Origin of the sequence: Streptomyces sp. NPDC014891 (assembly GCF_043081085.1) — a bacterium.
Taxonomy (GTDB): Bacteria; Actinomycetota; Actinomycetes; order Streptomycetales; family Streptomycetaceae; genus Streptomyces.
The window spans coordinates 462438-484776 of record NZ_JBIBWF010000002.1 but is presented as its reverse complement, the minus strand read 5'-3'; the positions used below and the strand labels follow the sequence as shown (position 1 = coordinate 484776).

The window sequence follows — 22339 nt, the reverse complement described above, 5'->3', positions numbered from 1 at the left end:
GGAGACCCCACAGTCTCTCCAGGGAAGGACCCCTGGCGCAAAAGGGACCTCCATGCGGGACTTCCCAGTGACAAGCGTCACGTGGCGAGAAGGGTGATCGGCGGGGTTTGTTCGATCTCCACGAAGCAGTCGGCCGTCGCTTTGTCGGCGGCTGACGGTGATCGAGCGTTCACTCCTGGCATACCGTCAAGGCGTCCCACCCACCCTCACCCCCGCGGAGTACCGATGAGCACCGCCGCCGCCCCCGTCCGTTCCCTCCGTGCGGGAACCGTCCTCGCCGACCTGCTGCCCGCGAGCGGGAGCGTGGCCGCGAGCCGCGCCCGCGACATCGCCCTGGTCGTCGGCGGCGCCGCCCTCACCGGCCTCGCCGCGCAGCTCTCCGTCCCGGTCCCCGGCTCCCCGGTCCCGGTCTCGGGCCAGACCTTCGCCGCCCTGCTCGTCGGCACCGCGCTCGGCGCCCGCCGCGGCTTCCTCGCCCTGGCCCTGTACGCCGTGGCGGGCATGGCGGGCGTGCCGTGGTTCGCGCAGGCCACCTCGGGCTACGGCATGCCGTCCTTCGGCTACGTCCTCGGCATGCTGCTCGCCTCGACCGTCGTCGGCGCCCTCGCCCGCCGCGGCGCGGACCGCTCGGTGCTCCGCACGGCCGGTGCGATGGTCCTGGGCTCCGCGCTGATCTACGCGGTCGGCGTGCCGTACCTGGCGCTCGCCACCGGCATGAGCCTCGGCCAGGCCGTCGCCGCCGGCCTCACCCCGTTCCTCATCGGCGACGCCCTCAAGGCGGCGCTCGCGATGGGCGTCCTGCCGGCCGCCTGGAAGCTGCTCGACCGCAAGGGCTGATCCGCGCCGCCCGTCCGGACGCCAGGAGGGCCCGCCGTTCCCCGGGGAACGGCGGGCCCTCCTCGTGCGGGTGCCCCGGCGCTAGACGCGCTCGTCCGGCTCGACCTCGGGGGAGGGCTTCGCGAACCGCTCCTTGACCAGCGCGACCACGATCACCAGTGCCGCCACCAGCAGCGACAGCACGACCTGCTCGCGGGCGCTGCCGCCGTCGTACAGCATGTAGCCGAGGACGAAGACGATCATGCCGATCGTCGCCCAGGTCAGGTACGGGAAGAGCCACATCCTCACGACGAGCTTCTCCGGCGACTCGCGCAGGATGATGCCGCGCATCCGCAGCTGGGTCACGCAGATGACCAGCCAGACGAAGAGCGCCACCGCGCCGGAGGAGTTCAGCAGGAACGCGAAGACGGTGTCCGGCCACTTGTAGTTGAAGAAGACCGCGACGAAGCCGAAGACGACGGAGCCGAGGATCGCGGCCACCGGCACGCCCCGCTTGTTGACCTTGGCGAAGGCCTTGGGCGCGTCGCCGCGGCGGCCGAGCGAGAAGGCCATGCGGGAGGCGGTGTAGAGGCCCGAGTTCAGGCAGGAGAGCACGGCCGTGAGGACGATCACGTTCATGATCTGACCGGCGTGCGCGATGCCGATGGAGTCCAGGGCCGCGACGTACGAGCCCTTCTCCGTGATCGACTTGTCGTTCCACGGCAGCAGGGTCAGGACGACGAAGATCGAACCCAGGTAGAAGACGCCGATGCGCCAGATGACGCTGTTGGTGGCCTTGGTGACGGCCTTCTGCGGGTCCTCGGACTCGCCGGCGGCCAGCGTGACGATCTCGCTGCCCATGAAGGAGAAGACGACCATCAGCACACCGGTGAGGATCGCCCCCGCACCCATCGGGAAGAAGCCGCCGCTGTCGGTGAGGTGAGCGAACCCGGCGCCCGCGTTGTCCGAGCCGGGCAGCACGCCGAAGACGGCGAGCAGGCCGATGACGACGAACGCGCCGATCGCCACGACCTTGATGCCGGCGAACCAGAACTCGAACTCGCCGTAGGAGGCGACCGAGCCCAGGTTGGTGGCGGTGAGCACCACCATCACGATGAGGGCCCAGGCCCACTGCGGCACGGCGGGCACCCAGCCCTCCAGGATCACCGCGCCCGCGGTCGCCTCGACCGCGAGCACGACGACCCAGAAGAACCAGTACAGCCAGCCGATGCTGAAGCCGGCCCAGCGGCCGAGCGCCTGGTCGGCGTAGGCGGAGAAGGAGCCGGAGGACGGCCGTGCGGCGGCCATCTCGCCCAGCATCCGCATCACGAAGACGACCATCGCGCCGACGAGGGCGTAGGAGAGCAGGATCGCCGGGCCGGCCGCGGCGATGCCGGAGCCGGAGCCGACGAAGAGCCCGGCGCCGATGACGCCGCCGATGGCGATCATCGAGAGGTGGCGGTTCTTCAGACCGGCCTTGAGGCCGTCGGCGGAGTGCGGCGCCCCGGGGGTACCGGTCTCCTCGCCGTCCTTGGTCAGGGTCGGTTGCGTGTTCATGAACGCTTCCTTGCGTGTGGGGGTCGCTCGGATCGCGAGCCCGAGCATTGAACACCGGGAACGGGGGTGATCGGAAGACCTCATTCCGGAACGTTGCGTGGACCACTTCGCGAGAGTCGAAGGTCCGTACCAGGCCGGACGAAGGTCCCGACCCCCGCTGCCTGCTACCCGGTCCCCGACATGCCACACTCGGTCCCATGCGCGTCTACATCGGTTCCGACCACGCCGGCTTTGAACTCAAGAACCACCTCGTCGAGTGGCTCACGGCTCACGGCCACGAGCCCGTCGACTGCGGTCCCCACATCTACGACGCCCTCGACGACTACCCGCCGTTCTGCCTGCGCGCCGCCGAGAAGACGGCCGCGGACCCGGACAGCCTGGGCATCGTCATCGGCGGTTCGGGCAACGGCGAGCAGATCGCCGCGAACAAGGTGAAGGGGGTGCGCGCCGCCCTCGCCTGGAGCGAGCAGACCGCCGCCCTCGGCCGCGAGCACAACAACGCCAACGTGATCTCCGTCGGCGGCCGGATGCACACGCAGGAGGAGGCGACGAAGTTCGTCGAGATCTTCCTCGGCACCCCCTACTCCGGTGACGAGCGTCACACCCGCCGGATCGACATGCTCACCGCCTACGAGACCACCGGCGAGCTCCCCCCGATCCCGGCCCACCACCCGCAGGAGCCGACCGCCTGATGCCCGAGGGGCACACGATCCACCGACTGGCCGCCGACCACCGGCAACGGTTCGGCGGCCGGTCCGCGCGCGTGACCAGCCCGCAGGGCAGGTTCACCGACTCCGCGGCCCTGCTCGACGGCGCCGTCCTCGACACCGCCGAGGCCCACGGCAAGCACCTCTTCCTCGGCTTCGGCGGCGCCGGCTGGATCCACATCCACCTGGGCCTCTTCGGCAAGGTCGCCTTCGGCGACGCCCCGGCCCCGCCGCCCACCGACACCGTCCGGCTGCGCCTCGCCAACCCCGAGTCGTACGTCGACCTCCGCGGCCCCACCACCTGCGCGCTCATCACGGACGCCGAGAAGCAGGCGATACACGACCGCCTCGGCCCCGACCCGCTCCGCGACGGCGACGACCCCGACCGGGCCTGGCGCCGCGTCTCGGCGTCCCGGACCACCATCGCCGCGCTGCTCATGGACCAGAAGGTCATCGCCGGCGTCGGCAACGTCTACCGCGCCGAGGTCCTCTTCCGCCACGGCATCGATCCCTACCGCGCCGGCCGCGACCTGACCCGCCGGGAATGGGACGCGATCTGGGCGGACCTCGCCGCGCTCATGCGCGAGGGCGTCCGCCTGAACCGCATCGACACCGTCCGCCCCGAGCACACCCCCGAGGCGATGGGCCGGCCGCCCCGCGTCGACGACCACGGCGGCGAGGTCTACGTCTACCGGCGCGCCCACCAGCCGTGCCACCTCTGCGCCGCGGAGATCCGCACCGCGGACCTGGCGGCCCGGAACCTCTTCTGGTGCCCGGACTGCCAGACCCGCTGACGCGCGGGCTCCCGGAGCCCCCGCCTCAGAACCCGTGCGGCAGCCAGGGCGCGACCGTCGACCCGAACGCCGTCGACGCCTCGGCCAGCGCCCCCTCGCGCAGCTCCCGCACCCGCCCGGCCCCCGCCAGCGACGCCAGCGAGACCCCGCCCAGATAGGCCGCACCCAACTCCCGTACGGACAAGGCCAGATCCGCCGGATCCGCGGTCCGGGAACAGGTGGCGCCCTTCCGGTCGCCGACCAGCCGCCAACGCCCCTCGTTCCACGGACAGAACGCGTCCTCGACCTCGAACACCACGTCCACCGGCGCCTGGTACGTCCGCGCCTCCAGCGCCGCGCCGACCTCCACGAGCCGCAGGTGCAGCGCGTCCCGCAGACGCGGCGCACACCGCCGGACGTCGCTCACCAGGTGCTGCCAGCCGTCGTCCACCGGCCTGCTGAGGATCCGCACCTCCGAGGTCAGGTCCACCGAGCAGAGGAACCGCCACAGCGCCGCCTCCGCCGCCGGATCGAGACCGAACAGGCGGTGCACGATCACCGACCCCGCCGACCCCGTGAACGACCAGTCGGGCTTGATCGCGTAGTGGGCGTACCCCACGACCTCCCCGTCCCGCTCGGCCAGCACGCAGAGCCGCGGCGACGCGCCCTCCCGGTCGGCCGGCGGGTCGATCAGCGCGAGCCGCTCCCAGCCGGGCATCGAGGCGAGCATCCCCGGCCGCCCGGGCACGAGACGCGCGTACACGGCCTCGCACGCCGCCGCCGACTCGGCGGGATCCGCCTGCCGCAGCCGCACCTCGTCCGTGCCCTCCGGCACCGCGAGCCGCACCCGCGTGGTGTCGATCGTCGCCCGCGCCGTGTACACGGCCAGGCCGTAGCCGAAACGCCCGTAGATCTCCGGCTCCGAGGCCGTGAGCACCGCGATCGACTCGCCGCCGGCCCGCAGGTCGTCCAGCTGCCGCCGCATCATCGACGTCAGGATCCCGCGCCGCCGGTGCGTGCCCGCCACGCTCACCATCGTCACGCCGGCCACCGGGACCGACGCCCCGCCCGGCACCGTCAGCCGGAACGTGAACGCCCCCGCCGTACCGACACACAGATCCCCGTCCCACACCCCGAGCGACCGGTCGAACTCGGTCAGGTCGCGCCACAGCCGCCGCTCCTCCGGAGCCTCGGCCACACCCCCGAAGGCGAGTTCGAGGACTCCGTACCAGCGGTCCCACTCGGTCGGGTCGAGAACCCGCAGTTCAGTAGTCATATGCCATCGATATCAGCGGCGTCCGCCCGGGGCGACCCGATTTCGCGCACATTGTCACAGGGGTACCCCTGCACGACCCCGGGCGGGATGGATAGGGTCCAGGCCAATGGGACAGCGCGCCGGAGTGAAGACGTACGCGGCCCGGATGCGCCGACGCGTACGCCGGGCCCGCATCGCGCTGCGCAGATCCGGCGTCGACTACTTCCGCGGGGACGGCTCCGACTGGCTCGCCTTCGCCGGACTCCTGCTGATGATCCCGGCCATCGCCTTCGGAACCGTCCTCAACCCCGTCTGGTGCGCACCCGCCGCCCTCGTCCTGCCGATCGTGGCCGGCGGACTCCTGCTGCGCCCCGCCAGCCTGCTCGGCCTGTACGCGGCCGCCGCCGGCGCCCTCATCGTCGAGTCCGTCCTCCTCGGCCCCTACACCCAGGGCCCCGCGCGCGTGACCCCCGGCACCGTCCTGGTCGTCGCCGCCTGCGGACTGTTCGGACTGCTCATCGCCCAGTTCCGCGCCCGGGTCGGCGTGCCCTGGAGACGCGGCGGCACCATGCTCTTCGACCTCCGCGAACGCATCCGCGTCCAGAGCGCCCTGCCGAGGCTCCCGCAGGGCTGGCACCGCGAGATGGCCCTCCGCCCGGCCGGCGGCCAGTCCTTCTCCGGCGACTTCGTCGTCGCCGCCCGCACCCACGGCGGCCGCACCCTGGAGGTCGTCCTCACCGACGTGTCCGGCAAGGGCATGGACGCGGCCTCCCGCTCCCTGCTGCTCTCCGGCGCCTTCGGCGGACTCCTCGGCTCGCTCCCGCCGCACGGCTTCCTGCCCGCGGCCAACGGCTACCTCCTCCGGCAGAACTGGGACGAGGGCTTCGCCACCTCCGTCCACCTCGTCCTGGACCTGGAGTCCGGCGACTACGAGCTCTTCTCCGCCGGCCACCTCCCCGCCCTCCAGCTCCACGCCGGCAGCGGACGCTGGGAGGAGAAGGCCGCCGAAGGACCGCTCCTCGGCGTCTACGACGGCGCCGAGTTCCACCCCGACAAGGGCAACCTGCGCCCCGGCGACGTCCTCATGCTCTTCACCGACGGCCTGGTCGAGGCCGCCGACCGGGACATCGCCGAGGGCATCGACCGCCTCACCGGCGAGGCCGACCGTTGCGTCGTCGAGGGCTTCGACGGCGTCGCCTGGGACCTCATCGAGGCCGTCGCCAAGGACGTCAACGACGACCGGGCGCTGCTCCTCATCTCCCGCCGCGCCTGACCGGCCGCCCCGCGGCGACGTGATCTTGTCCACGACGATTCGTCACCAGGCAGCGGGGGCAGGGAGGTTGGTGGCACGATGGTGGCAGCGGGGGGTGTTCCGGGACACGGGCTCCCTGGTGGGCAAGGCGGGACCGACCGAGGGTGTGATCAGTTGTGGCCATTTCACTGTCTGTGGTGTTGCTGTTGGCAATCATCCTGGTGGTGCTGATCCGCGGGGGGAACCTCAAGGGCGGCCCGGCCGTGGTCGCGGTCCTCTTCGGCTTCTTCCTCGCCTCGACCGGCATGGCGGACGACATCCAGCGCTTCCTGGACTCGATAACGCAGACGGTCGCCTCGATCAAGTTCTGACGCGGAGCCCGGCCCCCACGACGGAGCCGGGCCGGCCCCGGCAGGATCCTGAGCGGGACCCGCCTCGGGCCGCGCCGGACCCCCGGCGGGGACCCGCCTCAGCCCGTCGCGCTCTTCGCCGCCGTCCGCTTCGTCCTCCGGCCGCCACCGGAGGCCGCCGTCCCGGCCGCGGCCCGCTTCGTCGCGCCCGAAGCGGCGGTCCCGGCCGACCGCACCGCCGTCTTCTTCGTGCTCCTGGCCGCGGTCTTCCTCGTGCCCTCGGCCTTGCTCTCCGCCGCCTCCGACGCGCTTCTCGCCGGCCGCTCGGCCGCCTTCCGCCGGGCCCGGCCCGTCGGCCACGTGAACTCGATCTCCAGCTCGATCTCCCCGTCCGACACCTCGAACTCCAGCTCGCAGCGGAGTTCCTCGGGGATGCGGAGGCTCAGGGTGCCCGCCCCCATCTCCAGCTCGGCCTCCCCACCGCGGCGCAGGGCGTCGGCGAGTGCCGTCAGCTGGTCCGCCGCCTCGGCGCGGGACAGCGAGCGCTTCTGCTCGAACTTCAGGTCCTTCATGGAAGGCCTCCGGTGCGGAGAGGGCGGGTCGCTCTCCGCCCAGTCTGCGGCCGCCCGCCCGCCCCGGCATCTCGCGCGCCCGGGCCGGCCCCGTGGAACGCCGCGGGGCCGGTCAGGAGAAGAATCCTGACCGGCCCCGGGGCACGTGGAGCGGGTGACGGGAATCGAACCCGCGTAGCTAGTTTGGAAGACTAGTGCTCTACCATTGAGCTACACCCGCACAGCATCGCGCCGCAGGTCACGGGGACCGCGGCACGAAGAGCATGGTAGCGGTTCGGGAGCCCTTCGCGCACACCCCGAAATCAGGGGGCGCCGCACAGTCTCCGTCCATGTACCCTACGTGTCGCACCGACGGGGTGTGGCGCAGCTTGGTAGCGCGTCCGCTTTGGGAGCGGAAGGCCGTGGGTTCAAATCCCGCCACCCCGACCATGACGATCACGCGCACTGCCCGCGCTCTTGATCACGTTGTGGGCGTCATCCCGCTTGCGGTTACTATGCAAGCTGCGTGCCTGTGTGTCTTTCTGACCGGGCCGACCCGCCGGGACCGCCACACGCGGAGCCGGTGGATTCCAGGAATCAGCCACAAGGAGACCGAACCGTGAAGAGCGCCGTGGAGACCCTGAACCCGACCCGGGTTCGGCTCACTGTCGAGGTGCCCTTCGAGGAGCTCAAGGACAGCCTCGACGCGGCGTACAAGAAGATCAACCAGCAGGTCACGGTCAAGGGCTTCCGTAAGGGCAAGATCCCGGCTCGCGTGATCGACCAGCGGTTCGGCCGCGGCGCCGTGCTGGAAGAGGCCGTCAACGACGCGCTCCCGAAGTTCTACACCGAGGCCGTCAACGAGGCCGAGGTCAACCCGCTCGGCCAGCCCGAGGTCGACATCACCGAGCTGAAGGACGGCGAGCTGCTGGCCTTCACCGCCGAGGTCGACATCCGCCCGACGCTCGAGATCCCGGACTACTCCGGCATCGAGGTCACCGTCGACGCGGTCGAGGTCACCGACGAGGACGTCGAGAAGTCCGTGGAGCAGCTCCGCGAGCGCTTCGCCTCGACCTCCGCGGTCGAGCGCGCCGCCCAGGACGGCGACGTCGTCACCATCGACCTCGAGGCCAAGGTCGACGGCGAGGTCCTGCCCGACGGTGTCGCGAGCGACGTCTCGTACACCATCGGTTCGGGCGAGCTGCTCGACGGCATCGACGAGGCCGTGAAGGGCCTGGAGGCCGGTGGCGAGGCCACCTTCACCTCGCAGCTGAAGGGCGGCTCCGCCGAGGGCAAGGACGCGGAGGTCACCGTCAAGGTCACCGCCGTCTCCGCCCGCGAGCTCCCCGAGCTCGACGACGAGTTCGCGCAGATGGCGTCGGAGTTCGACACCCTCGACGAGCTCAAGGCCGACAGCCGCAAGCGCCTCGAGAACATGAAGCAGTTCGACCAGGCCACCCAGGCCCAGGAGCGCGTCCTCGACGAGCTCCTCAAGCTGGTCGAGGTCCCGATGCCCGAGAAGCTTCTCGAGGACGAGATCAACACCCGCAAGCACAACCTGGAGCACCACCAGCTCGGCCAGATGGGCCTCGACCTCGCGAAGTACCTGGAGATCCAGGGCAAGACCGAGGAGGAGTTCCTGGCCGAGACCAAGGAGCAGGCCGAGAAGGGCATCAAGACGCAGTTCATCCTCGATGAGCTCGTCAACAAGGAGAAGCTCGACGTCTCCCGCGAGGAGCTCACCGAGCACCTGTTCCGCCGTGCCGCCTCCTCCGGCATGAGCCCCGACCAGTTCGCCCAGGCCGTGGCCGAGGGCGGCCAGGTTCCGATGCTCGTCGGCGAGGTCGCCCGCGGCAAGGCCCTCGCGGTCGTCGTCGAGGCCGCCAAGGTCGTCGACAGCAACGGCGAGGTCGTCGACCTCTCCGACGACGAGGACGAGGTCGAGGCCGCCGCCGAGGCCGTCGAGGCCGTCACCGGCGAGGCCGAGGTCTCCGAGGACAAGTAAGGGGCCCTCCGCCCCGCGCGGACCCCGTTCCACGGGCCCGTACGCACTCCAGTGCGTACGGGCCCGTGGACGTACGAGGACCCGTCCATGCGCCCCCAACTACCTTGCGCTCCCAGCGAACAGTCAGGGAACCGGGATGGCGTTGTCCTACCTGCGCGTTAGGGTCCATGAAGAGAGGGCAGTGCCCTCGGTACGAGACGCTGAGACGGCTTGGCCGTCGGAGACGAGCAGGTGGATACGTGACGAATCTGAAGCCTTACGCCGCGGGTGAGCCGTCCATCGGTGGCGGCCTCGGCGACCATGTCTACAACCGGCTGCTCGGCGAGCGCATCGTCTTCCTCGGCCAGCAGGTCGACGACGAGATCGCCAACAAGATCACCGCCCAGATGCTCCTCCTGGCTGCCGAGCCGGAGAAGGACATCTACCTGTACATCAACAGCCCCGGCGGCTCGGTGACGGCCGGCATGGCGGTCTACGACACCATGCAGTTCATCCCGAACGACGTCGTCACGATCGGCATGGGCATGGCGGCCTCCATGGGCCAGTTCCTGCTCACCGCCGGCACCCCCGGCAAGCGCTTCGCGCTGCCGAACACCGACATCCTGATGCACCAGGGCTCCGCCGGCATCGGCGGCACCGCATCCGACATCAAGATCCAGGCCGAGTACCTCCTTCGCACGAAGAAGCGCATGGCCGAGATCACCGCGCACCACTCCGGCCAGACCGTCGAGGCGATCATCCGCGACGGCGACCGCGACCGCTGGTTCACCGCGGACGAGGCCAAGGAGTACGGCCTCATCGACGACATCATCACCCACGCCGCAGGTGTTCCGGGCGGCGGCGGCACGGGCGCCTGAGCCCGACCGCCCGCCCAAGAGCCCCAGCCCACCGAACGCCACCAGGACGGTGAACACCCAGATGCAGAACAACCTCTCCGCGAGCGGCCTCTACACCGGCGCGCCGATGGACAACCGCTACGTCGTGCCGCGCTTCGTCGAGCGCACCTCGCAGGGCATCCGCGAGTACGACCCGTACGCCAAGCTCTTCGAGGAGCGCGTGATCTTCCTCGGCGTGCAGATCGACGACGCCTCGGCCAACGACGTCATGGCGCAGCTCCTGTGCCTGGAGTCGATGGACCCGGACCGCGACATCTCCATCTACATCAACAGCCCCGGTGGCTCCTTCACCGCGCTGACGGCGATCTACGACACGATGCAGTTCGTGAAGCCGGACATCCAGACGGTCTGCATGGGCCAGGCGGCCTCCGCCGCGGCCGTGCTGCTCGCCGCCGGCACCCCCGGCAAGCGGATGGCCCTGCCGAACGCCCGCGTGCTGATCCACCAGCCCTCCGGCGGCACCGGCCGTGAGCAGCTCTCCGACCTGGAGATCGCGGCCAACGAGATCCTGCGCATGCGCAGCCAGCTCGAGGAGATGCTGGCCAAGCACTCCTCGACGCCGATCGAGAAGATCCGCGACGACATCGAGCGCGACAAGATCCTCACGGCCGAGGACGCCCTGGCGTACGGCCTGGTGGACCAGATCGTCTCGACCCGTAAGAGCACGGCCGCCGCGGCGCACTGACGCCCGACCTTCCCGTGGCACGGTGCGCGTGGCCGAATCGCGACCATGTGAACCGTGCCAAGGGGGGCCCGAACGGGGGGCCCGGCAAGGTACCGTCGAATATGAGGCACCAGGAGTCGCTGAACCAGGCGCTCCCAGGCGAAGGGGAAGCACCTCGTGGCACGCATCGGTGATGGCGGCGACCTGCTCAAGTGCTCGTTCTGCGGAAAGAGCCAGAAGCAGGTGAAGAAGCTCATCGCGGGTCCCGGTGTGTACATCTGCGACGAGTGCATCGACCTCTGCAACGAGATCATCGAGGAAGAACTCGCGGAGACGAGCGAGGTGCGCTGGGAGGAACTCCCCAAGCCCCGCGAGATCTACGAGTTCCTCGAGGGGTACGTCGTCGGGCAGGAGCCCGCGAAGAAGGCCCTCTCGGTCGCGGTGTACAACCACTACAAGCGCGTCCAGGCCGGCGAGAACGGCGGCGGCGCGGGGCGGGACGACGCCATCGAACTGGCGAAGTCCAACATCCTGCTGCTGGGCCCCACGGGCTCGGGCAAGACGCTCCTGGCCCAGACGCTGGCGCGCATGCTCAACGTCCCGTTCGCCATCGCCGACGCGACGGCGCTGACGGAGGCCGGCTATGTCGGCGAGGACGTCGAGAACATCCTGCTGAAGCTGATCCAGGCGGCCGACTACGACGTGAAGAAGGCCGAGACCGGGATCATCTACATCGACGAGATCGACAAGGTCGCCCGTAAGAGCGAAAACCCGTCGATCACGCGCGACGTCTCGGGCGAGGGCGTGCAGCAGGCCCTCCTGAAGATCCTGGAGGGCACGACGGCCTCCGTCCCGCCGCAGGGCGGACGGAAGCACCCGCACCAGGAGTTCATCCAGATCGACACGACGAACGTGCTCTTCATCGTGGGCGGCGCCTTCGCCGGCCTGGAGAAGATCATCGAGTCGCGGGCGGGCGCCAAGGGCATCGGCTTCGGGGCGACCATCCGCTCCAAGCGCGAGATCGAGGCGAGCGACCAGTTCCAGGAGGTCATGCCGGAGGACCTGGTGAAGTTCGGGATGATCCCCGAGTTCATCGGCCGCCTCCCCGTCCTCACCTCCGTCCACAACCTGGACCGCGAGGCGCTCCTCCAGATCCTGGTCGAGCCGCGGAACGCGCTGGTGAAGCAGTACCAGCGCCTCTTCGAACTGGACGGCGTGGAGCTGGACTTCGACCGCCCGGCCCTGGAGGCCATCGCCGACCAGGCGATCCTCCGCGGCACCGGCGCGCGCGGTCTGCGCGCCATCATGGAGGAGGTCCTCCAGTCGGTGATGTACGAGGTCCCGTCCCGCAAGGACGTGGCCCGCGTGGTCATCACGGCGGACGTCGTCCGCAACAACGTCAACCCGACGCTGGTCCCGCGGATCGTGAAGAACGACGGCAGGCACGAGAAGTCGGCCTGACGCGCACGGACACGAAAGGGGCGCCCCGCCGGCCGGCGGGGCGCCCCTTCCGCGTGTGCGGGGTCCGGATCAGGCCTTGACGCGGACTTCCTTGCGGAGCTTGGCGGTCAGGGCGGCAGCGTCCTCGGCGGAGCCGGCCTTGCCCGAGAGCAGCGCGCCCGCGTCGGTCGGGACCACGAAGCCCACCGTGCTGTGGTCGGCCCACACGCACATCGTCACGGTGAACGCGGGCACGCCCTGGGAGGTGTCCGCCTTGCCCTGGGCCTGCTGGCACTTGAGGACGGCGCCGTCGAGCTCGGCGGGCGTGTACTCCTGCGGGCTGCCGATCAGCTGCGGCGCGTCCGCCTTGCCCGCGTCCTTGTCGGCCTCGGCCTTGGCGCTGGCGAAGACGCCGTCGACGACGGCCTCCGGGTCGTCGATCTCGCCGTAGAGGCCGTTGAAGGAGATGAACTTGCCCGCGAGCGGGTTGGCCTTGTCCTCCACCTTGTAGGAGGCGCGCACCTGCTGGGCGTTCTTGACGCCCTTCTGCTGGGCCTCCTTGAGGGAGTCGTCGCCGCTGGCCTTGCCGCTGTCCGGGGCCTTCTTGTACTCGGTGAGCACCGTCTCCGGGGTGATCAGCTTGTGCGGGCCGTCGTCCGCGACGGACGAACCGCCCCCGCCCAGCACGAAGTACGCGCCCACGCCCAGCGCCGCCACGACCGCGACCGCGCCGACGATCCAGCCGGCCTTGGACTTCTTCGGGGCCGGGGGGTGGGGGACATAGCCGCCGGGGCCCTGGGGGGCGCCGTACGGGGGCTGCTGGCCGTAGGGGCCGGGCTGCTGCGGGTAGCCGTAGGGGGGCTGCTGCGGCGGCACGCCCTGCGGGGCCTGCTGGGGGTAGCCGTAGCCGGGCTGCGCGCCGTACGGACCCGGCTGCTGCGGCTGCTGGCCGTACGGTCCCGGCTGCTGGCCGTAGGGCCCGGGCTGCTGCGGCTGCTGGCCGTACGGCCCCGGCTGGTTGTAGCTCATCGACTGGTTCCCCTCACAGGATGTTTATGCCTCCGAACATCCTGGCGGAACGGCGGGGGCCTCAGTGCGGCGGGGGCCACACCGTTACCGAACCAAAGCGTTTCAGGACAAGGCGAAGACACCCCTAAACTGGGCCCGTGACCGAGAACACTCAGCAGCAGACAGCGCCCACCACCGAACTGCCGACCCAGTACGCGCCGGCCGAGGTAGAGGGGCCGCTGTACGAGCGCTGGGTAGAGCGCGGCTACTTCGAGGCGGACGCGAAGAGCGAGAAGCCGGCGTACACCATCGTCATCCCGCCGCCGAACGTCACCGGATCGCTCCACCTGGGCCACGCCTTCGAGCACACGCTGATCGACGCCCTCACCCGCCGCAAGCGCATGCAGGGCTTCGAGACGCTGTGGCAGCCGGGCATGGACCACGCCGGCATCGCCACCCAGAACGTCGTCGAGCGCGAACTCGCCAAGGAGGGCAAGTCCCGTCACGACCTGGGCCGCGAGGCCTTCGTCGAGCGCGTCTGGGAGTGGAAGGCCGAGTCCGGCGGTCAGATCGCCGGCCAGATGCGCCGCCTCGGCGAGGGCCTGGCGTGGAGCCGGGACCGCTTCACCATGGACGAGGGTCTGTCCCGTGCCGTCCAGACCGTCTTCAAGAAGATGTTCGACGACGGCCTGATCTACCGCGCCGAGCGCATCATCAACTGGTGCCCGCGCTGTCTGACGGCCATCTCCGACATCGAGGTCGACTACCAGGACGACGACGGCGAGCTCGTCTCCATGCAGTACGGCGAGGGCGAGGACACCATCGTCGTCGCCACCACCCGCGCCGAGACGATGCTCGGTGACACCGCCGTCGCCGTCCACCCGGACGACGAGCGCTACGCGCACCTCATCGGCAAGCAGATCAAGCTGCCGCTGACCGACCGGACCATCCCGGTCGTCGCCGACACCCACGTCGACCCGGAGTTCGGCACGGGCGCGGTCAAGGTGACCCCGGCCCACGACCCGAACGACTTCGCGATCGGCCAGCGCCACGACCTGGAGTCCATCGAGGTCCTCGACGAGCGCGGTGTCATCACCGTCCACGGTCCCTTCCAGGGCCTGGACCGTTTCGAGGCCCGCTCCGCCATCGTCGCCGCCCTGCGGGCCGAGGGCCGGATCGTCGCCGAGAAGCGTCCCTACTCCCACTCCGTCGGGCACTGCTCGCGCTGCAAGACGACGCTGGAGCCCCGGCTGTCCCTTCAGTGGTGGGTCAAGGTCGAGACGCTGGCCAAGGCCGCCGGTGACGCGGTCCGCGACGGCCGGGTGAACATCCACCCGGCCGACATGTCGCAGCGCTACTTCGACTGGGTCGACAACCTCAACGACTGGTGCATCTCGCGCCAGCTGTGGTGGGGCCACCGCATCCCCGTCTGGCACGGCCCCGACGGCGAACTGGTCTGCGTCGGCCCCGACGACGAGCCGCCGACGGGCGAGGGCTGGACGCAGGACACCGACGTCCTCGACACCTGGTTCTCGTCCGGCCTCTGGCCGTTCTCCACGATGGGCTGGCCCGAGCAGACGCCGGACCTGGAGAAGTTCTACCCGAACTCCGTCCTGGTCACGGGCTACGACCTGATGTTCTTCTGGGTCGCCCGCATGATGATGTTCGGTCTGTACGCGATGGACGGCCAGCCGCCGTTCCGCACGATCGCGTTCCACGGCATGGTCCGCGACGAGTTCGGCAAGAAGATGTCGAAGTCGTTCGGGAACACGGTCAACCCGCTGGACTGGATGGACAAGTACGGCTCCGACGCCCTGCGCTTCACCCTGGCCAAGGGCGCCAACCCGGGCGTCGACGTCCCGATCGGCGAGGACTGGGTCCAGGCCTCCCGGAACTTCGCCAACAAGATCTGGAACGCGACCCGCTTCGCCATGATGAACGGCGCCACGGTCGAGGGCCCGCTGCCGGCCGTCGAGGACATGTCGGCGACCGACCGCTGGATCCTGTCCCGGCTCGACAAGGTCGTCGCCGAGGCCGACGCCTTCTACGACGACTACCAGTTCGCGAAGCTCGCCGACGCCCTCTACCACTTCGCGTGGGACGAGGTCTTCGACTGGTACGTCGAGCTGTCCAAGACGACCTTCTTCGACGGCGGCGAGCAGGCCAGGGTCTCGGCCCGGGTCCTCGGCGAGGTCCTCGACGTGACCCTGCGCCTGCTCCACCCGATCGTCCCCTTCGTCACCGACACCCTCTGGACCACCCTCACCGGCGGCGAGTCCCTCGTCGTCGCGGAGTGGCCGAAGGCGGTGTCCGTTCCCGGCGCCGACGCACCGGGCGGCTTCCGCGACGAGGCCGCCGAGAAGGAGATCGAGCTCGTCCAGCGGGTCGTCACCGAGGTCCGCCGGTTCCGCTCCGACCAGGGCCTCCAGCCCGGCCAGAAGGTCCCGGCCCGCCTCGACGTGACCGGCACGGCGCTGGCCCCGCACGAGGCCGCCATCCGCCAGCTGCTGCGCCTCCAGCCGGAGGGCGAGGGCTTCTCGGCCACCGCCTCCCTGCCGGTCGCCGGCGCCACGGTCGCGCTCGACCTGTCGGGCACGATCGACGTGGCCGCCGAGCGCAAGCGCCTCGCGAAGGACCTCGCGGCGGCGGAGAAGGAGAAGGCCCAGGCCAACGGCAAGCTCGGCAACGAGGCCTTCCTGGCCAAGGCCCCGGACAACGTGGTCGACAAGATCCGCACCCGCCTCGCCAAGGCGGACGAGGACATCGCCCGCATCCAGACGCAGCTGGCGAACCTGCCGCAGGCGTAACCCGTACGGAGGGGGCCCGGAACCGCTGGTCGGTTCCGGGCCCCCTGCGTTTCCGTGCCCCTCCCGCCGGGGGCGCGGCGGACGGCGGACCGGCCGGGACCCGCTCTCCGAGCAGAAGCGGACGAGGTGCCCGATATCACATCAGACGGGACTTCAGGTCCCCGTCGCCGGGACGAAAGACCCTGGATGATGGAACGCATGCTCCGCCTCCCCACCGTCCCCGCGCTCCGCCGCTGCGTGGACCGGTGGGCGGTGTCGCCCCGCGCCCTCGACGTCGTCGCCGCGCTCAGCGCCTTCGGCCTCATGTGCCTGGACGTGCCGGGGCTCGCCCGCGCCGACAACTCCCTGACCGGCGTCACCGCCACCCTGGTCCTCGCGGCCGGCGCCGCCACCCTGGTGCTCCGCCGCAGGCTGCCCTGGGTCCCGTACCTGGTGGCGCTCGGGCTGATGGGCTGGCTGCACGAACTCACCATGATCCAGTTCGCGCTGTACTCGATCGGCCGGTACCGGGGCCGGCGCGGCGCCGTGCTCGCCACCCTGCTGTACGTCGGCGTCGCCTACGGACTCTTCCAGACGCCCGGCTGGCCGGCCCGGCACGGCGACACGCTCAGCGACTTCCTGAGCCTGGTGGTCCCGATCGGGGTCCTCGCGGCGGGCGTCGGCATCGCCGCGTACCGGCAGGACCTCGTCCGGGCCCTGGAGGTCCAGCGGCGCGAGGCGGCCGCCCGGCAGGCCGTCCAGGAGGAGCGGATCTCCGTCGGCCGGGACGTCCACGACCTGGTCGGCCGTGAGCTGACCGTGCTCGCGGTGCGCGCCGAGGTCCTCGCCGTACGGGCCAGGGGCGAGGCCCACCGGAAGGACTTCGAGGAGCTCGCCGACACCGCCCGGCGCGCCCATCTGATGCTGAACGAGACGATCGTGCGCCGCGCCGGCCGCGACGCGGACACCCCCGGCCTCGAAGGGCTCGCCGCGCTCGCCCGGGAGAGCGAGCGGATGGGCAGCGCCGTCGGGCTGGCCGTGGCCGAGGAGGCGAAGGCCCTCTCGCCGCTGCGTCAGGCGGCCGTCCACCGGGTCGTGCGGGAATGCCTGACGAACGCGGCGAAGCACGCCCCCGGGCTGCCCGTGACGGTCGCGATCACGGTCGAGGGGCCCGATCTGCGGATCGAGGTCCGCAACCCGCTGCCCAAGAGCCCGCCGGACCCGGCGCCCGTGTCCACCGGCACCGGTCTCTTCTCGATGGGGGAGCGGGTCACCAGCATGGGCGGCACGCTGGAGGCCCGCCGGGAGGGCGGGGACTACCGGGTGACGGCCCTCCTGCCGGCCGGTCTGCCGCGCTGACGGCCCGCCGGGAATCCCTCCGCGGGCCCCGGCGCGCGGTCCGCGATCCCCGCCCGTTCAGCGCACGGCCTCCGCCTTGCCCAGCACCCGCTGCAGCCCGTCGAAGTCCTCGACGCACCGACCGGACCCCAGCACCACGCAGTCCAGCGGCCGCTCCGCGACGAAGACCGGGATGCCCGTGGCCGAGGCCATCCGCAGGTCGAGCCCCGGCAGCAGCGCCCCGCCGCCGGTCAGCACGATCCCGCGCTCCATGACGTCGCCGGACAGCTCCGGCGGGCACTCCTCCAGCGTGGCCCGTACCGCCGCGATGATCGCCTCGACCGGCTCGTCGAGCGCCTCCCGCACCTCCGGCACGGTCAGCTCCACCGTCCGGGGCAGCCCGCCGACCCGCTCCCGTCCGCGCACGGTGAAGGTCCGCCCCTCCCGCTCCTCCTCGCCCGGCACCGGCCAGGCCGTGCCGATCGCGATCTTGACGTCCTCGGCGGTCCGCTCGCCGACGAGCAGCCCGTACTCCCGGCGGACGAAGTCGGTCACGGCCGCGTCGAGCCGGTCACCGCCCACCCGCAGCGACCGGGCGGTGACGATCCCGCCGAGCGAGATCACGGCCACCTCGGTGGTCCCGCCGCCGATGTCGACGACCATCGAGCCCCGCGGGTCGGAGACCGGCAGCCCGGCGCCGATCGCCGCCGCCATCGGCTCCTCGATCAGATGGACCGCCCGCGCGCCCGCCGAGAGGGAGGCGTGCACGATGGCCCGCCGCTCGACCTGGGTCACCCCGCTCGGCACGCAGACCACCATCCGGGTCCGGGGCCGCCGCCGGCCCGGGACGGCCTTGCGCACGAAGTGCCGGATCATCTCCTCGGCCGCCTCGTAGTCGCTGATCACCCCGTCCCTGAGGGGGCGGATCGCGGTGATCGAACCCGGCGTGCGCCCGATGGTCTCCTTCGCCTCCGCACCCACCGCGAGCGCCTGCCGCGAGCCCTCCTGGACCGCCACCACGGACGGTTCGTCGAGCACGATGCCCTGGCCCCGTGCGTAGAGGAGCGTGTTGGCCGTGCCGAGGTCGATCCCTATGTCCATGATCGCCAAGTTTGCCCGGCCGCCGTCGCGGACGGCGGACCGAAGGTCCCGAAAGGGCGGGTCCATGGTCCTGTCGGTCGTGACGCCGGAGGCCGTCCGTAGACTGGGCCCGTGAGTGAGCCGAGCGACCAGAGCGACGAGCAGTTCGACGACATCGTCGACACCGAGACCCAGCGCGACCCCGACCTGGCGGTGATCGAGGCCGGCAGCCGCACCCTGCGCACCCAGGGCGGCCGGCCCCAGGGCGACCCGGTGCCGAGCCGTCCCGAGGACCCCGAGCTCGACAAGGCGCTGCGCGAGGTCGAGACGGAGCTGTCCACCCGCTGGGGCGAGACCAAGCTGGAGCCGTCGGTCACCCGGATCGCGGCCCTGATGGACGTCCTCGGCGAGCCGCAGCGCGCGTACCCGTCGATCCACGTCACCGGCACCAACGGCAAGACGTCGACGTCCCGGATGATCGAGGCCCTGCTCGGCGCCTTCGAGCTGCGCACCGGCCGGTACACCTCGCCGCACGTGCAGACCATCACCGAGCGCATCAGCCTGGACGGCGCCCCGATCTCCGCCGAGCGGTTCATCGAGACGTACCGGGACATCCAGCCGTACGTGGAGCTGGTCGACGCCCGCGAGGAGTACCGGCTCTCCTTCTTCGAGGTCCTCACCGGAATGGCGTACGCGGCCTTCGCCGACGCCCCGGTGGACGTGGCCGTCGTCGAGGTCGGCATGGGCGGCACCTGGGACGCGACGAACGTCATCGACGGCTCCGTCGCCGTCGTCACCCCGATCGACCTGGACCACACGGACCGGCTCGGCGGGACGACCGCCGAGATCGCCGGCGAGAAGTCCGGGATCATCAAGCAGGGCGCGACCGTGATCCTGGCCCAGCAGCCGGTGGACGCGGCGCAGGTCCTGCTGAAGAAGGCCGTCGAGGCGGACGCCACCGTGGCCCGCGAGGGCATGGAGTTCGGCATCGTCGCCCGCGAGGTCGCGGTCGGCGGCCAGCTCCTCACCCTGCGCGGCCTGGGCGGCGAGTACGACAACGTCTTCCTGCCGCTGCACGGCGCCTACCAGGCGCACAACGCGGCCGTGGCGCTGGCGGCCGTCGAGGCCTTCTTCGGCATCGGCTCGGAGCACGCCCGCACCCTGGACCTCGACACGGTCCGGCAGGCGTTCGCCCAGGTGGCCTCGCCCGGACGGCTGGAGATCGTCCGCTCCTCCCCGACGGTGATCCTGGACGCCGCGCACAACCCGCACGGCGCGCGGGCGACGGCGGAGGGCGTCAGCGAGGCCTTCGGCTTCTCCCGGCTCGTCGGCGTGGTCTCCACCAGCGGCGACAAGGACGCCAAGGGCCTCCTGGAGGCCTTCGAGCCGATCTTCGCGGAGGTCGTCGTCACGGCGAACTCCAACCCCCGCGCCACGGACGTGGACGCGCTCGCCGCCCTCGCGGTGGAGGTCTTCGGCGAGGACCGGGTCGTCGTGGAGCCGCGGCTGCCCGACGCCCTCGAAACGGCCATCACCCTCGCGGAGGAGGAGGCCGAGTACGGCGGTGCCGGAGTCCTGGTGACCGGTTCGATCTTCACGGTCGGCGACGCCCGGCTGCTGCTGCGAAGGGGCTGAACCCGATGCGTACGCTCTGTTCCTCGACGCTGATCGGCGAGTTCTTCGTGATCGGCTTCGCCGGTCTCGTCGCCATGAAGGACGACGGCCTCGCGATGTCCACCGTCTGGTGGGTCTGCGGCGTCGCGATGCTCTTCTCGGTGCTGCTCTGCGGCATGGTCACCCGCCCCGGCGGCGTGCAGCTCGGCTGGGCCCTCCAGATCGGTCTGATCCTGAGCGGATTCTTCGTGCCCACGATGTTCTTCCTCGGGGCGGTTTTCGCCGGTCTGTGGTGGGCCTCCGTTCACTATGGGCGACGGATCGACGACATCAAGGCACGGTGGGCCGAGTCCCAGGCCGCAGGGGCCTCGGCAGGGCCTGACGCTGCGTAATCGAGGGGCGTGCGGGGCCTGTAGCCTCGGAGGCCCGCACACGCTTTTCCTAAGGAGTTCCCCCGTGAGCCAGCGCACGCTCGTCCTGCTCAAGCCCGACGCCGTCCGCCGTGGCCTGATCGGCGAGATCATCGGCCGTATCGAGCGCAAGGCCGGCTGGACCCTGGCGGCCCTGGAGCTGCGCGCGCTGGACCAGGAGACCCTGGAGCAGCACTACGGCGAGCACAAGGGCAAGCCCTTCTACGAGCCGCTGATGGGCTTCATGTCCTCCGGCCCCGTCGTCGCGCTCGTCGTCGAGGGCGAGCGGGTCATCGAGGGCGTCCGCCAGCTGGCCGGTCCGACCGACCCGATCGCCGCCGCGCCCGGCTCGATCCGCGGCGACTTCGGCACCATCGTCCGGGAGAACCTGATCCACGCCTCCGACTCGGAGGAGTCGGCCGCGCGCGAGCTCAAGATCTTCTTCCCGGGTCTGGTCTGATCCGCACCCGGATGCGCTGACCCGGCGTCAGCCGAAAGCAGCAGCCTGTGGGGCGACCGAAGGAATTCGGTCGCCCCCAGGCATATGAACGCCGATCCCGGGAACGGATCGCCGCGTCCTACCGTCACCTGTACAGAGGTGGACCACCGCGCGGTATCCGGGCGGGCGGCACTACGATGGAAAACTCCACGCCGCACCACCTTCAGCCACCCACTTCAGCCAACGTTTCGCCTACCTGAGAAGCCGTCAACGCTCGCTGGGGAAGGCCCGAAGCATCCTCATGGGAAACAAGGGGAACTCAATGTCGTTCATCGGCCGTGACATGGCTGTCGACCTCGGGACCGCCAACACGCTGGTGTACGTCAGGGGTCGGGGCATCGTTCTGAACGAGCCCTCCGTCGTCGCCATCAACACCAACACCGGTGGCATCCTCGCCGTGGGAGCCGAGGCGAAGAAGATGATCGGCCGGACCCCCGGCAACATCGTCGCCGTCCGGCCACTGAAGGACGGCGTGATCGCCGACTTCGAGATCACGGAGCGCATGCTCCGCTACTTCATCCTCAAGATCCACAAGCGCCGCTACCTGGCCCGCCCCCGCGTCGTCGTCTGCGTGCCCTCCGGCATCACCGGGGTGGAGCGCCGCGCCGTCATCGAGGCCTCGACGCAGGCCGGCGCCCGCCAGGTGCACATCATCGAGGAGCCCATGGCGGCGGCCATCGGCTCGGGCCTCCCGGTCCACGAGGCCACCGGCAACATGGTCGTGGACATCGGCGGCGGCACCACCGAGGTGGCCGTCATCTCCCTCGGCGGAATCGTCACGGCACAGTCGATCCGGGTCGCCGGCGACGAGCTGGACAACGCGATCATCCAGCACATCAAGAAGGAGTACTCGCTCCTCCTCGGTGAGCGGACCGCCGAGCAGATCAAGATCACCATCGGCTCCGCCTACGACCTCGACAAGGACGAGCACACCGAGATCCGCGGCCGCGACCTCGTCTCCGGCCTGCCGAAGACCGTGGTCATCTCGGCCGCCGAGGTCCGCAAGGCCATCGAGGAGCCGGTCAACGCCATCGTCGACGCGGTGAAGACCACCCTCGACAAGTGCCCGCCGGAGCTGTCCGGTGACGTCATGGACCGCGGCATCGTTCTCACGGGTGGTGGCGCGCTGCTCCGCGGCCTCGACGAGCGCCTCCGCCGCGAGACCGGCATGCCGATCCACATCGCCGAGGACCCGCTGGACTCGGTGGCCCTCGGCTCCGGCAAGTGCGTGGAGGAGTTCGAGGCCCTCCAGCAGGTCCTCGACGCCCAGCCGCGCCGCTAGCACCACCCGTACAGCCCCACGAGAGCACCACCGCACAGCCGAACAACCGAACCACG

At 70.9% G+C, this 22339-nt stretch carries 20 protein-coding genes and 2 tRNA genes; 16 read left to right on the top strand and 6 right to left on the bottom strand.

The window, feature by feature from the left end; all coding sequences use genetic code 11:
* The first annotated feature begins 225 nt into the window (after nucleotides 1-225).
* On the top strand, nucleotides 226-837 hold the full coding sequence (locus ACF09E_RS06785) for a biotin transporter BioY (protein ID WP_392204184.1): 612 nt from the start codon (nucleotides 226-228) through the stop codon (nucleotides 835-837).
* A gap of 81 nt (nucleotides 838-918) precedes the next feature.
* On the opposite strand, the gene ACF09E_RS06780 is transcribed toward ACF09E_RS06785, so the two are convergent.
* Nucleotides 919-2373 (bottom strand): amino acid permease, encoded by a 1455-nt coding sequence (locus ACF09E_RS06780; protein WP_392204183.1) that lies wholly within the window; start codon nucleotides 2371-2373, stop codon nucleotides 919-921.
* Between the two features lie 197 nt (nucleotides 2374-2570).
* Between ACF09E_RS06780 and ACF09E_RS06775 the strand changes: the two genes are divergently transcribed.
* Together ACF09E_RS06775 and ACF09E_RS06770 are read left to right on the top strand one after the other, a co-directional pair.
* Nucleotides 2571-3065 carry a ribose-5-phosphate isomerase gene (locus ACF09E_RS06775; protein ID WP_352017580.1) on the top strand — a complete coding sequence of 165 codons (495 nt, stop codon included), beginning with the start codon at nucleotides 2571-2573 and terminating at the stop codon, nucleotides 3063-3065.
* Nucleotides 3065-3874, top strand: coding sequence for an Fpg/Nei family DNA glycosylase (locus ACF09E_RS06770; protein WP_392204182.1), 810 nt, complete (start codon nucleotides 3065-3067; stop codon nucleotides 3872-3874). The genes ACF09E_RS06775 and ACF09E_RS06770 overlap by 1 nt, the downstream gene beginning before the upstream one ends.
* 25 nt (nucleotides 3875-3899) lie before the next feature.
* On the opposite strand, the gene ACF09E_RS06765 is transcribed toward ACF09E_RS06770, so the two are convergent.
* Nucleotides 3900-5129, bottom strand: a complete 1230-nt coding sequence (locus ACF09E_RS06765; RefSeq protein ID WP_392204181.1) for a GNAT family N-acetyltransferase — start codon at nucleotides 5127-5129, stop codon at nucleotides 3900-3902.
* Nucleotides 5130-5235: 106 nt separating this feature from the next.
* On the opposite strand from ACF09E_RS06765, the gene ACF09E_RS06760 reads away from it, so the two are divergent.
* Nucleotides 5236-6381, top strand: a complete 1146-nt coding sequence (locus ACF09E_RS06760) for a PP2C family protein-serine/threonine phosphatase (protein ID WP_392204180.1) — start codon at nucleotides 5236-5238, stop codon at nucleotides 6379-6381.
* A gap of 155 nt (nucleotides 6382-6536) precedes the next feature.
* On the top strand, nucleotides 6537-6731 hold the full coding sequence (locus ACF09E_RS06755; RefSeq protein ID WP_015033610.1) for a hypothetical protein: 195 nt from the start codon (nucleotides 6537-6539) through the stop codon (nucleotides 6729-6731).
* Nucleotides 6732-6829: 98 nt separating this feature from the next.
* On the opposite strand, the gene ACF09E_RS06750 is transcribed toward ACF09E_RS06755, so the two are convergent.
* Both ACF09E_RS06750 and ACF09E_RS06745 read right to left on the bottom strand, forming a co-directional pair.
* Complete coding sequence (locus tag ACF09E_RS06750) at nucleotides 6830-7282, bottom strand: amphi-Trp domain-containing protein (RefSeq protein ID WP_392204179.1); 453 nt, start codon at nucleotides 7280-7282, stop codon at nucleotides 6830-6832.
* 146 nt (nucleotides 7283-7428) lie between these two features.
* Nucleotides 7429-7502: transfer RNA gene (locus tag ACF09E_RS06745), tRNA-Gly, on the bottom strand.
* Between the two features lie 132 nt (nucleotides 7503-7634).
* Here ACF09E_RS06745 and ACF09E_RS06740 point away from each other — a divergent pair.
* The 5 genes from ACF09E_RS06740 to clpX all read left to right on the top strand — a co-directional run bounded on the left by ACF09E_RS06740 (nucleotide 7635) and on the right by clpX (nucleotide 12287).
* Nucleotides 7635-7711: transfer RNA gene (locus ACF09E_RS06740), tRNA-Pro, on the top strand.
* A gap of 169 nt (nucleotides 7712-7880) precedes the next feature.
* Nucleotides 7881-9266 carry a trigger factor gene (gene tig / locus ACF09E_RS06735; RefSeq protein ID WP_388798784.1) on the top strand — a complete coding sequence of 462 codons (1386 nt, stop codon included), beginning with the start codon at nucleotides 7881-7883 and terminating at the stop codon, nucleotides 9264-9266.
* 239 nt (nucleotides 9267-9505) lie between these two features.
* Nucleotides 9506-10123: an ATP-dependent Clp protease proteolytic subunit gene (locus ACF09E_RS06730; RefSeq protein ID WP_046905582.1), complete on the top strand. Its 618-nt coding sequence runs from the start codon at nucleotides 9506-9508 to the stop codon at nucleotides 10121-10123.
* A 61-nt stretch (nucleotides 10124-10184) separates the two neighbouring features.
* A complete protein-coding gene (locus tag ACF09E_RS06725) occupies nucleotides 10185-10847 on the top strand; it encodes an ATP-dependent Clp protease proteolytic subunit (RefSeq protein ID WP_361851363.1) in 663 nt (220 codons plus the stop codon).
* 156 nt (nucleotides 10848-11003) lie between these two features.
* Entirely contained in the window at nucleotides 11004-12287 is a 1284-nt protein-coding gene (gene clpX, locus ACF09E_RS06720; RefSeq protein WP_024755522.1) for an ATP-dependent Clp protease ATP-binding subunit ClpX, read from the top strand.
* Between the two features lie 69 nt (nucleotides 12288-12356).
* Here the strand turns inward: clpX and ACF09E_RS06715 are convergent, their stop codons facing one another.
* Nucleotides 12357-13295 (bottom strand): hypothetical protein, encoded by a 939-nt coding sequence (locus ACF09E_RS06715; protein WP_392204178.1) that lies wholly within the window; start codon nucleotides 13293-13295, stop codon nucleotides 12357-12359.
* Nucleotides 13296-13432: 137 nt separating this feature from the next.
* On the opposite strand from ACF09E_RS06715, the gene ACF09E_RS06710 reads away from it, so the two are divergent.
* On the top strand, nucleotides 13433-16081 hold the full coding sequence (locus ACF09E_RS06710) for a valine--tRNA ligase (RefSeq protein ID WP_392204177.1): 2649 nt from the start codon (nucleotides 13433-13435) through the stop codon (nucleotides 16079-16081).
* A 198-nt stretch (nucleotides 16082-16279) separates the two neighbouring features.
* The gene (locus tag ACF09E_RS06705; RefSeq protein WP_392204176.1) at nucleotides 16280-17419 is read left to right on the top strand and encodes a sensor histidine kinase; all 1140 of its coding nucleotides are present in this window, start codon (nucleotides 16280-16282) and stop codon (nucleotides 17417-17419) included.
* Between the two features lie 57 nt (nucleotides 17420-17476).
* Here the strand turns inward: ACF09E_RS06705 and ACF09E_RS06700 are convergent, their stop codons facing one another.
* Nucleotides 17477-18499 carry a rod shape-determining protein gene (locus tag ACF09E_RS06700; RefSeq protein ID WP_392204175.1) on the bottom strand — a complete coding sequence of 341 codons (1023 nt, stop codon included), beginning with the start codon at nucleotides 18497-18499 and terminating at the stop codon, nucleotides 17477-17479.
* Nucleotides 18500-18610: 111 nt separating this feature from the next.
* Here ACF09E_RS06700 and ACF09E_RS06695 point away from each other — a divergent pair, with 111 nt between their 5' ends.
* The 4 genes from ACF09E_RS06695 to ACF09E_RS06680 all read left to right on the top strand — a co-directional run bounded on the left by ACF09E_RS06695 (nucleotide 18611) and on the right by ACF09E_RS06680 (nucleotide 22283).
* Entirely contained in the window at nucleotides 18611-20113 is a 1503-nt protein-coding gene (locus ACF09E_RS06695; RefSeq protein ID WP_388798802.1) for a bifunctional folylpolyglutamate synthase/dihydrofolate synthase, read from the top strand.
* 5 nt (nucleotides 20114-20118) lie between these two features.
* Entirely contained in the window at nucleotides 20119-20484 is a 366-nt protein-coding gene (locus ACF09E_RS06690; RefSeq protein WP_361857471.1) for a DUF4233 domain-containing protein, read from the top strand.
* A gap of 64 nt (nucleotides 20485-20548) precedes the next feature.
* Nucleotides 20549-20962 (top strand): nucleoside-diphosphate kinase, encoded by a 414-nt coding sequence (gene ndk / locus ACF09E_RS06685; RefSeq protein WP_361857468.1) that lies wholly within the window; start codon nucleotides 20549-20551, stop codon nucleotides 20960-20962.
* 301 nt (nucleotides 20963-21263) lie between these two features.
* Entirely contained in the window at nucleotides 21264-22283 is a 1020-nt protein-coding gene (locus ACF09E_RS06680) for a rod shape-determining protein (RefSeq protein WP_017239313.1), read from the top strand.
* Nucleotides 22284-22339: the final 56 nt, after the last annotated feature.